This is a genomic window from Vibrio sp. 1167, from assembly GCF_033340375.1.
Taxonomy (GTDB): Bacteria; Pseudomonadota; Gammaproteobacteria; order Enterobacterales; family Vibrionaceae; genus Vibrio; species Vibrio alginolyticus.
Map to the genome: position 1 here is coordinate 1 of NZ_JAWOWK010000026.1, position 12,225 is coordinate 12,225.

Sequence of the window (12,225 nt, forward strand, 5' to 3'; positions counted from 1 at the left end):
CCATCGTTTGGCACTGCAACCCAACCGGAGCCTGTGTTGTATTCCAAGGTACCTAAGTCACCGGCTTCGGTATCGCCCAAGTTCAGGCCTAGCTCGACTTGTACTGTAGACTCAGAGGCGTTCGACAACGTCACTTTGAAGTTCGCTGTGTCACCCTCATTGATGGTGCCAGCATCTGAAATAGTCACGCTTGGACGGTCATCATCTGGATCGGGGCCCGGACCACTGCCGTCGTCCACGATCGTCGCCGTCCCCGTATCGCTACCTTGCACTGCGCCAATGCCGGTTACTGTCACGCTGAAATCTTCAGGGCCTTCATAAACAGCGTCATCAATAGAAGCGATACGCACATCAAACTCAGTTTGCCCTGCTGGCACCGTTACTACGCCATCGTTTGGCACTGCAACCCAACCGGAGCCTGTGTTGTATTCTAAGGTACCTAAGTCTCCAACTTCGGTATCGCCAAGATTAAGACCCAATTCCACTTGCGTTTCCGCTTCAGACGCGTTCGACAGCGTCACTTTGAAGTTCGCTGTGTCACCCTCATTGATGGTGCCAGCGTCTGAAATAGTCACGCTTGGACGATCATCATCCGGATCGGGGCCTGGACCCGTGCCGTCATCCACAATCGTTGCCGTTCCCGTATCGCTACCTTGCACCGCCCCAATGCCAGTCACCGTCACGCTGAAATCTTCAGGGCCTTCATAAACGGCGTCATCAGTGGAAGCGATGCGCACATCAAACTCGGTTTGCCCTGCTGGCACCGTCACCACGCCATCGTTTGGCACTGCAACCCAACCACTTCCCGTGTTGTATTCTAAGGTGCCTAAGTCACCGGCTTCCGTATCTCCCAAGTTCAGGCCTAGCTCGACTTGTACTGTAGACTCAGAGGCGTTCGACAACGTCACTTTGAAGTTGGCTGTATCCCCCTCATTGATGGTGCCAGCATCTGAAATACTCACATTCGGGCGGTCATCATCCGGATCGGGGCCTGGCCCCGTGCCGTCATCCACAATCGTTGCCGTTCCCGTATCGCTACCTTGCACCGCCCCAATGCCAGTCACCGTCACGCTGAAATCTTCAGGGCCTTCATAAACGGCGTCATCAGTGGAAGCGATGCGCACATCAAACTCGGTTTGCCCTGCTGGCACCGTCACCACGCCATCGTTTGGCACTGTCACCCAGCCACTTCCGGTGTTGTATTCTAAGGTACCTAAGTCTCCAACTTCGGTATCACCCAAGTTGAGGCCTAGCTCGACTTGTACTGTAGACTCGGCGGCATTCGACAGCGTCACTTTGAAGTTCGCAGTCTCACCCTCATTAATGGTGCCAGCGTCTGAAATAGTCACGCTTGGACGGTCATCATCCGGATCAGGTCCTGGCCCCGTACCGTCATCCACTATCGTTGCCGTCCCCGTATCGCTGCCTTGCACTGCGCCAATGCCAGTCACCGTGACACTGAAATCTTCAGGGCCTTCGTACACCGCGTCATCAATAGAAGCAATGCGCACATCAAACTCAGTTTGCCCTGCTGGCACCGTCACCACGCCATCGTTTGGCACTGTCACCCAGCCACTTCCGGTGTTGTATTCTAAGGTACCTAAGTCTCCAACTTCGGTATCACCCAAGTTGAGTCCTAGCTCGACTTGAACAGTGGACTCGGAGGCATTCGACAGCGTCACTTTGAAGTTCGCTGTCTCACCCTCATTAACCGTACCTGCATCACTCATCGTTACCGCTGGGCGATCATCATCAGGATTTGAGCCAGGTCCACTACCATCATCTAAAATAGTGGCAGTCCCAGTAACAGGTGTGCTTTGTTCTTCTGTCGTGCCAGAGAGCGTAAACGTTTCTGGGCCTTCAAATACAGAGTCGTCAATAGAGTCTATAGAGACCGTAAAGTCACTTTCACCCGGTGGGATCGAAATGGTAAAGGTTCCGCTTTCACCGACTGAAACTTCTTCTGTTGTACCATCAGAAAATGTTATGAGGACACGCTCATTGACGTAGTCACTCCCGTTCTCGTCAGCTGAGCCGCCTGTTGCGGTTCCATCAAGGAGAGAAAGAATGACATCAGTATTGTCTTCAGTTGTTTGACTTAGAGTAATATCGAATACAACTTGGTCACCTTCGTTGATAGTCGGACTAGATATTTCTTGAACTAAGATAGTCGGTGGTACAGGGCCATTAGTTACTCTGAAAAGATCCAACAAAGATAGTGCTTGAGTTGTAGATAGTCCGATTCCATCAATACCGACGGTCTCAAAATTCGTACTAGCCAACAATTCAGCGCCAGTACGATCTATTGCACCAGTATTTTGGGGGCTAGAACCACTTTCCTCACCAGCAGCTGGCTCAAAATCCTCACCAAGAGCAGCCGGGTCTTCTCCACTAGCGATAGCCTCGATTAGCGCAGTGACATCATCAGTAACGTTAATTGAACTACCTTGCGGTGTTACCTGTTGTACAATTAATTCTGATGTATCAGAAACTTCCTCAATAATTAATTCACCAGGCTGAGGTAGCTGACCACTTTCAAGACTTCTCAGGTTCCCATCAAGCCCTATAACCACGACATTGCTCATCAATGAACTTAACGCTACTCGATCCATGCTCTTCATCCTTGTATTAGTTTAATTAAAGGCTTGTTACTGCACTAAACACGTCTATAGTTTAGACAAAATATGAATTTTTCGTTTTATTCCAAGAGGATTTAGTTTTTTGAGAGTAATAAGGAAAATAACCGAAGAATTTGCCTTCATTTAAACCAGTTTCCGCTATGCTCTTAAGATAAAAAGGTTTTCTACGAAAAAATCGACCACTTACCAAGCAAGCTTTGCCTCGTATGCTAGAGTTTAGAGAGTAAGATTGTTGTTTTTTATTGAATTAAACATTTAAACATCAACAAGTTGATAATACGCACTAAGAAAATTCATTGTTTGTAACTTCTCGTCTCAAATATGAAACAGAATAAGAGCGACATGATTTTAGGAGAACTAACGTGAGATGGAATCGAGTACATATAGCCTGCTGTTGCTTAATAGTGTCTTCACCAGTTTTCGGTCAAACTCTAGAGCAAGCGGTTGCACAGACGCTACAAAATAACCCCGATATTAAAAGTGCATTTAACGAGTTTATGAGCCAGAAGTACATAAATGAAGCTTCATCAGGTGCTTACCTCCCCTCTGTTGATCTAGATGCTGGAATTGGATATGAAGGATTAGACCCGTCAGATGAAGTTGGTCGAGGAGACACGGATTACACTCGAAAGGAAGCTTCAGTGACACTGACCCAACTAATATGGGATGGTAGCGCTACATTAAATGATATTGATCGAACCGCAGCTGATGCTGAATCTGTTAGATTTCAACTCTTAGCAGATGCTTCAGATAAGGCACTTGAAGTGACTAAAGTGTACTTGGACGCTGTTAAAGCGTATGAAGTCCTAAAGCTTTCAGAAAACAACCTTGCTGTTCATAAAGATATTTACGATGACATTAAAAAACGAGTCAACTCGGGTATCGGCTCTACTGCTGACTTGACGCAGGTAGAAGCACGTTTGGCAAAAGCACACGGAAACTTAGCTGCTGCTCAAAATAACCTGTATGACTCTCACACGATGTTCACTCGTTTAGTCGGTCAAACACCACAAGGGTTAATCTTTCCGAGAGCGGACCAAAACTTTATCCCGTACACGGTTGATGAAGCGGTAGGCTTGGCATTTGAACTTCATCCCGTTATTCAAGTGGCGCTCGCAGACGTAGACTCGGCTAAGTTTCAATACAAACAGTCTAAAGGTGTTAATTACCCAACCATTTCAATTGAAGCTTCGCAAACATGGCGTGACGACGCTGATGGTTTAAAAGGTCGAAGTGATGAGACACTTGCCATGCTGCGTCTACGCTACAACCTATTCAATGGTGGCAGTGATGCAGCGAACTCAGAAAACTTTGCCTACCAGCTAAATAAAGCAAAAGACTTGCGTGAAGGTGCCTATCGCAATGTTGAAGAAGGGTTAAGGCTTTCTTGGAGTGCGCTTGATTTAACATTACAACAAAAAGAGTTTCTATCAGATCATGTAGACTCTGCGTCTGAAACCGTAATTGCTTACGAGAAGCAATATCGCATCGGTAAACGAACACTGCTTGATCTATTGAACACTGAAAACGAGCTCTTTGAGGCGCGTAAAGACTACTTAGATTCTAAATACGCAGAGCAGTACGCCAAATATCGAGTGATGAACGCAACTGGGCAACTGTTGAGTGCATTAAGGGTTGAAATGCCTAAAGAATGGCTAGAAGAAGTGGAGTATTAATTATGAAACACATAGCTTTTATTACACTCTCATTAATGCTCTCCGCATGCAGTTCATCAGATCGTGGTGATGAATATGATTACATAGATACCCCAATTGCCGATCAGTGGGCTGATCATATAGATGATGACTCTGACGGAGTCATTAACGAGCGAGATTTGTGCCCGGGTACACCTTTGGGTGCCGAAATAGACAACGACGGTTGTGGTTCGTACGTTGACTCCTCACAAGAAATGCAAATTCGAGTACTATTTGCGAACGATTCCGATGTGATCAACCCTATCTTTACGCAACAAATTCTTGAACTATCCGACTTTTTGAAAGAGTACCCGAACACGTCTATAGAGATTCAAGGTTATGCTAGTCGCACTGGTACTGCAGAACATAATCTTGACTTATCTAAGCGCCGCGCTGAAAACGTTAGAAAAGAGCTCATGAAGAACGGCATTAGTGGAGATAGAGTTACCATTGTCGGCTATGGAGACACAGTACTTGCGACACAAGGTACAGACCAAGTTAGTCACGCATTGAACCGTCGAGTAACCGCAACAGTGATTGGCCACAAGGGTGAAGTGAAGAAAGAATGGACCGTTTTCACAACACTTCCAAAAAGCTAGCACAACAATAAACAGACCGTAAAAATAAAAGGTCTAGCAAATTGCTAGACCTTTTTTGATTTTAAATTTGACTACAGTTTAGCGCTACTACATATCTTTGTACTGAGCTTCTAAACTCGCAATTAAGCTTTGAGTCACATCATCAACACTTGCACCGTCAAAATGGATGTCCAATGTCGAGCTCCCTTTTGTAATACTCAGGTTTGCCTCAGATCCCCCGTCTGGTGCCACTTCTACATGATACTCTCCGACATCACCAGTATGATCACCTGATTGAAGATCATTAAGAAGCTCTCCAATTTCATCTTTAGATAAGTCGTCAAACAGATCTGAGAAGTCTAGAGCGTCTTCATTTTTATTGAAGTCAGTGACAGTATCAACATCGTTAGTGACTTCACTCCACTTAAAGATGTCGGCCCCTTCTGACCCTGTTAAAGTATCACTACCTAAACCACCAATCAGAATATCATCCCCTTCACCGCCAACGAGTATGTCGTTGCCACCGTGACCAAATAGTAAGTCATCACCAGCGCCGCCATATAAATTATCCGATTTATCTCCTTGGTGAGTTTGGTTGAATTCTTCCAAGTTATTTCTAACGTACTCATGTATATCTTCGCCGTCAACGGTAGACACATCCTGACCCGTTTGCTGCGCCACATGTGATTGAATCGCACTTAAGCCTTGTTCATTACCACCAAACTCAATTAAGTCACCTAACAAGATATCGTTACCTTCACCTCCTTGAATAGTGTCTGAACCTTGTTTGAGAGGTACATCTTGACCCAATATCGTTTCAGCAAGCTTAGTAACATCAATATCTGACTCTACCACACCATCAGTGTCATACTGCTTGAGTGTATGTTCATCAACGCCACTCCCAAGACCTATCGCTTCTATAGAGGACAATGCCGCTAGTACTTGATACATGTGTTGAGCTTGTGTCGAGCTATTCACTTCATCGTAATAACGGATAGAGCCATAATATCTGTCGATATCGCCAAGGATTCTTCCTGTTAGCGGTGAATAAACCTTACCGTAACTATCTATAACGACATCACCTTTGTAGGTAACGGTTTGTCCGTATGAGTAATTGTTTTTACTCGCAATATCTTGCAGGGTAACAAGCTTGCCAGAATTATCGACGTCCAAAATCACTTTCGAGAATTCACTCGGTGCTACACCATCGAGGTATGTTGCTCTATTTGGTTGACCATCCGTAACAAAGTACGTGATATTTTGGCCATTAGGGTTAGGTTGACTGCTGAACCATTCAACGGCCGACTGTAAGCCCGCCTCATAGTTTGTGCCGCCAGAACCCTCATCATCAATTACACGATTCAACTCTTCTACAAACTCTTTTCTTGCTGTAAGAGAACTCAAGTCAACAGAAATCACCGCTGATGCACTTGAAGCAAATTCACTAAGGTGAATATTCACTGTCCCTGGCTTCTCTCCTTGATTTACCGCACTTAACAGCTCATCAAACACATCTAGCACTTCTTGCTTCGCAGTTCCTACCCAGTTACCCATGCTCCATGAAGTGTCCAGAACAAATGCGATGTTGTAGTCCTGACCTGCAATGATCTCCAATCCTTGAACATCACCAACAATAATATCGTGATCATCACTACCCGTTATCTGATCATTCCCATGTGATCCCGACTCCAACACATAGTCACGAGCTGTAAGCTCAACGGATTCAGTTGTTGAAGCTGCGTCATTATTTGATCCTTCAACAGACGTAGCAGTAACGCTTAGCGGGAACTCTAAGCTGCCTTCATAATCGAATGGCACTCTGATATCCATGGAAAGCTTACCATCTGTACCAAGAGTGACAGGGTAATCTCCATTTGAATCTTGCTTAATTGCGACCCCATCAACATACACGTCAACATCGTCTGGTAGATCTTGTACAAGAGCAGTCTGCGCTAAATCCTCACTTCCATCGACATCAACTAGATCAACATCCACATCGACCGAAATCCAGCGATCTTGAAGCACTTCATAAGTGCCATCAGGTTTCAAATCAACAATTTTGTCTGCAAAAACAACGCGTTCAATTTCATATAAATGATCACCTCGGTCATCACTACCTGTATGATCGTTTACCGAATCGATAGAACGACTATCTAATAAAATCCAATATGGAACTTTACCTCCATGATCGTCTTTGAAGGTCATTTTGTAGTCATCAAAGTTCCCTGTTAGGTAGACTGTATCTTTACCATCATGCAGAGTAAGACTGGTCGCGTCATCACCATAAAACGTATCATTGTTACCACCGCCAACAAATACGTCATCGCCACCGCCACCATAGAATACATCGTTGAAATCTGTCCCAACAAACAAGCTGTCGGTGTCACTTAAGTCAGTATTGACTCCCAACACAACACCAGCGTGTGTATTAATTTTAGGTACTGCATTATCCAACCCAAGGTTGGCTGCGACAGCCTCATTTTCGGTATTGGTATTATTTATTGCCGATGTAGCTAAGTGGTGATTAGGATCAACAGCATCTCTTTTTACTAACTCTCCAACATTAATCGTGATCGCAGGGGCATCTGCAACTGCGGCAACGTTGATATCAAGTGTATTTGTTACGCCAGTATTTGTGGTATAGCTAATTAATGGAACGTCACCTGACCAATGCTCAGCAGGTTCAAATATGTAACTACCATCTCGGTTTACTAGTAACGTACCACTAGTCAAAGAAACACTTTCGCCTACCTCGTAATCAGCACCATCGATAGTAAGATGATCTACCATCAGAATATTGTCGCCGTCAGAGTCATTAAGCAATACATTCCCTTGTAGAGTATTGTCTTCTATGGTTTCGCTCAAATCACTTTCCGTTTCCGTCGGTAAGTTCTCATGTACTACAACATTGATCGCCAAGTTAGATTCTGCTGAATCACCATTCGAGCTTTCTGTACTCGTTGCAGTCAAATTGATAGTGAAGTCATCATGGGAGCCCGCAGGTGGAGTCACAGTAAGTGCATCTAATGCCCAACTTGTCACGTCCAGTTCTTCATCAATAGTTGCGACAGTAATAGAACTATTTCCATCTGAAAGGATCGCACCTACAGGTAAGCCAGTTAGCGTGACTTTAAGTGATTCAGAGCCATCTGTATCATTTAAGCTTGCTTTAATTTCAGAGAGCGGTATCGCTGTATCTTGTAACCCTTCGTTCAGCTGGTATGTTTCGTAAAACGCAACACCATTAACTTCTTGTAGTTCAGACGCTCTGATATCAGTTGCTTCTAGTGCACTTTCATCACTAACTACGTAAAGACTACTATTGCTCAGATTTACAGGCGCTTGTCCATTAATGGATACATCCACATTAAAGTTACCCGGACCACTTTGGTTATGGTGATAGATTTCAATTGGATAAAAGCCAGATACCGAAGGGGTAAAGCTAGCACCCTTAATATCACCACTGTCGCTCCCCCAACGAGCTTGATCAAGTAACGTACCACCCAACTTGATAGCAAGGCTATCATCTGCTTGCCCAACAAAGTCGTAACTCGAGCCAGCTTCGAGATAAACAAGAGATGTGACTAGAACGGCCTCATTTGCCAAGGTTGCATGAGTCCCTAAATCTTCCACATTTGCCCAACTCAATCGAGTACCATCGGCTTCATTAAGAGCGTTGATCGCTGAGATTAGAGTCTCTCCATTGACCCCCATACCATCACTAGAACCAATTTGAACATTACTCCATGTCGTAACGTTAAACTCTTGTTGAGGCAATGAGTTTAATGGCGTCACTGCAATTAAGTTCGGTTTGTCAGCTACAGGGTTCACGTCTATTGTCAGTGTCGACTCTTGACCAGAGCTCTGCCCATCTGTCGGTTTAAAACCAATTTGAGCGTAACTAGATTCCTGATCTCCGACTTGATTTCCGCCGAAGCTGTCACTGCCTGATTCATTTAATTCAGGTACAAAACGAACACCGTTTTCCTCAAAAAGCGATTTATCGAGGACTTGATCGATTTGTACAGACTGCCAATCGCCTTGCGAATCTCTGTACTCTAATGATCCATCGCTAGGAAGCGTTGTAATTTGGACGGAGAGATCTGATACGTCAGAGTCCACATCGCTAATACCGAATGATGACCAATCAAGCATCACTTGAGTATCTTCATTCATCTCAACCACTGAAGGCGAAGATTCAGGAGCATCATTCACATTTACCAGAGAAACATTGACCTCGGCAGTATCAATCCCGCCAGTTCCATCGATAACCTCAACCTGAAGCGTATAATCGCCCAAGTCAACATCATCGATTGTCTTGTTCAATGAAATCTGTCCGCTTGTCGGGTCGATATCAAAAATACCATTAGTGCTCGAGCCATCTGCAAAGCGGTATACAAGCACGTCATTATCGTGATCTTCAGCAACGACCGTGCCGATAACGGCCCCACTCGCCGTGTTTTCGTTAACTGACCCGAAGTCGTAAACATCATCATTTGGCTTGTCACCAGCACTATCGCCGCCAGAAATGAACTCTGGAGCGTGCTGAGCATCTATAATAGAGACTGTTGCTTCATTCGAGTCACTTGCAAGCGTCGAATCTGCACCAACCGTATCAATTAGAGTCACGGTTAGGTTTTCAAGATCTTCGTAAATACCATCATCGAGAGTTTTTATATCAATCGGCGCCGACGTTTTACCCGCTGGAATCGTGACTGTGTACGTACTTGGAGCAATATAATCTTTGTCATCAACATTCCCTCCGATTGTGAATGTTACCAGTACATCTTCATCTGCTTTTTGGTCAATGTTGACGATAAATTTTGCATCACTACCTTCATCAACTGAGGATTGATCTGAGCTAATAGTCACTTTCGGTGCACTTTGGGCATCAACGATCACAACACTTGCGCTGTTATTTGAAGCAATGCTCGCATCAGCGCCATCCACCTCTTTAATGGTTACTGTGAAAGATTCTGCGCCCTCATAAATACCATCGGTGACCGTCAGTAAGTCAAGAGCAGCTGAAGATTGACCCGCAGGAACTTCAACACTCAGAACGCCAACAAAATCTTTTCCATCTTGGGCCACGCCACTATATTCGACATGAACCGTAACACTCTCATCTGCAACTTTATCAAGTGTCAGCGTAAAGCCTGCCGTTTCACCTTCATTTACGCTGTTTTGATCGGCACTAATACTAACTAAAGGTGCAGGATCAGAATCCACAATATTTGCGTTACCAGTTGCAATACCATTACTGGTGACACTACCGATTTCCGTAACCGTCAGACCAAAGCTCTCATCACCTTCATGGACATTATCTAGTTTGGTCGGGACTGCGACTTTAATTTCAGCGACACCTGGAGGTATGGTAACGTCTCCATTAGGCGCCATATCTAATGTTTGAGTTTGACCATGAGTATCCACATAGGTCACTGCCATAGCGCCTAAATCAACATCTTCCGCAGTATAGCTATCATTTGTTGTTGACTTCAGATTGACGACAACGGCCTCTTGAACAGGGTTAGAGAGTAAAACGGTAAATATTGCGTCAGTTCCTTCAATGACATCGCCGGCATCTACTACGCTAAGTTTTGTACTGTCATTATCAAGAACTGTTGCCGTCCCCGTTTCACCGCCGATCTCAAGAACGATCGTTTCGCTGCTTTCCACAACCAAGTCATCAATAGTCGGAATCGATATTTCGAAGCTACTTATACCTGCAGGAACAATCAAGTAACCACCTAAGAAAACAACACCATTTGTATAGGTTGCATTTGATAGATTTACGTCATTCTTATCAACTGAAGAACCTTGAGCAAGCATATCAACTTGGTACTTAACGGCAGTGCTAGTGGTTTCATTTAGAACAACCGAGAACGTGACATTGTCACCCTCGGTCACACTATCACCGACCACAGACAGACTTGGCCCGTTTTCCGCAACATTACCATCTAACATTTCGTTAACGATATTGACTGTAGATGGATCGCTAACGCCATTTTCAGAGTCGACTGCCACATATCCAAAGCTGTCTTCGGCAGGAACACCTTCTACATAACGTAACTCCCAGTTACCTTCATTTTTCGTAGAAAAATCTAACTGAGTAATGACCGAACCTTCAGGAAGAGCTAGATCTTTCCCATAACCAACGCTTGTTTCTTGGAATAGCATGAAGTTGCCTTCAGGCTTCAAAAACTCGAACGTTTGAGTCTGTTGGACATTATTTGAATCTAAGTATGTAACCGTAATAAGTGCTGCGTTGTCATCACCGTAATCAAACAATCCACCTAATCCATCTAAGCCAAGGTTTACGCTGCCCACAGGATTATTAGACAAATCGATCGTAATCGATTCACCTTTCTCAATACCCTGCCCATCATTGTCAGCGATACCATTGCCGATGTGTGACACCTGGCGGTTGTACTGCGCAAGCTCACCGCTATCAGAAGAAATGGTGATAGAAGCTCCATTTGCTAAATGCTCAGTACGGGAATGTGATGAACCACCATCCTCACTTAATCCCCAGTTATTGAAATCTGTTGTAGATTCCGAGCCATTAGGCGTATTTGGACGATCTTTGATACCTAATAAGAAGCCAACATTATCAGCTTCATAGTAAAGGCTGTCTTTGTCATAAAGCGTATCGCTTACTTCTTTAATTTCGTGCAACTCACCATCACTATCTTTAAAGAACAACGTACCTGAGGTTGGCAGTTCAGTAATTCGGACATGTAGATCGTTGCCTTTTAAGTCGTCTTCAACATCCGCGATATGATCTTGAGAGTCGCCATCACCTAAAGGTTTCGTATCAGTATCAAATACAACTTGCGTCACAGGCTTGTCAGTCACATGCGTAAAGTCCTCACTGTCAGGCTTGTCATTGACTGGCGTCACATCGACGTTCACCGTGGTGGACTCGCTGACGCCACCGGACGTAACGATGTAGGTAAAGCTGTCTGTACCGTGGTAGTTGTCGTTTGGCGTGTAGGTCACGCTGCCGTCCGGGTTGACCGAGACCGTGCCGTTGGCTGGACCGTTGTTGGTATCGAGCGACACCACTTTATCGTCGCCTTCGAACGTGTCGTTACCTAAGACCTTGATGATGGTCGGCGTGTCTTCCACAACCGTCGCTTTATCTGCCACGATGTCCGCCACAGGCGCTACCGTGAAGTTCACCGTTTGGCTAACGCTCTCGCCGCTTGGATCGGCGGCAGTAAAGGTCAGCGCTTCAGAGCCGTTCCAGTCTGCCGTTGGGCTAATGGTCGCGATGCCATTTTCAATCGACACCAACACGTTGCTGTTGCCAGA

4 protein-coding genes are annotated in these 12,225 nt (G+C 45.0%); 2 read left to right on the plus strand and 2 right to left on the minus strand.

The genetic code is table 11. The features are described from left to right. On the minus strand, positions 1–2,612 hold a 2,612-nt coding region (locus R7Z78_RS23680), incomplete at its 3' end, for a Calx-beta domain-containing protein (protein ID WP_318117023.1). A gap of 389 nt (positions 2,613–3,001) precedes the next feature. Between R7Z78_RS23680 and R7Z78_RS23685 the strand changes: the two genes are divergently transcribed. Both R7Z78_RS23685 and R7Z78_RS23690 read left to right on the plus strand, forming a co-directional pair. Beyond that, complete coding sequence (locus tag R7Z78_RS23685; RefSeq protein ID WP_021707835.1) at positions 3,002–4,315, plus strand: TolC family outer membrane protein; 1,314 nt, start codon at positions 3,002–3,004, stop codon at positions 4,313–4,315. 2 nt (positions 4,316–4,317) lie between these two features. Next, positions 4,318–4,932 carry an OmpA family protein gene (locus R7Z78_RS23690; RefSeq protein WP_005377363.1) on the plus strand — a complete coding sequence of 205 codons (615 nt, stop codon included), beginning with the start codon at positions 4,318–4,320 and terminating at the stop codon, positions 4,930–4,932. A gap of 87 nt (positions 4,933–5,019) precedes the next feature. Here the strand turns inward: R7Z78_RS23690 and R7Z78_RS23695 are convergent, their stop codons facing one another. Further along, the gene (locus tag R7Z78_RS23695) at positions 5,020–12,204 is read right to left on the minus strand and encodes a tandem-95 repeat protein (protein ID WP_318117024.1); all 7,185 of its coding nucleotides are present in this window, start codon (positions 12,202–12,204) and stop codon (positions 5,020–5,022) included. Positions 12,205–12,225 lie beyond the last annotated feature (21 nt).

Coding starts and splice junctions, on each gene's coding strand:
- R7Z78_RS23690 (WP_005377363.1), top strand. CDS start 4,318: ATGAAACACATAGCTTTTATTACACTCTCATTAATGCTCTCCGCATGC.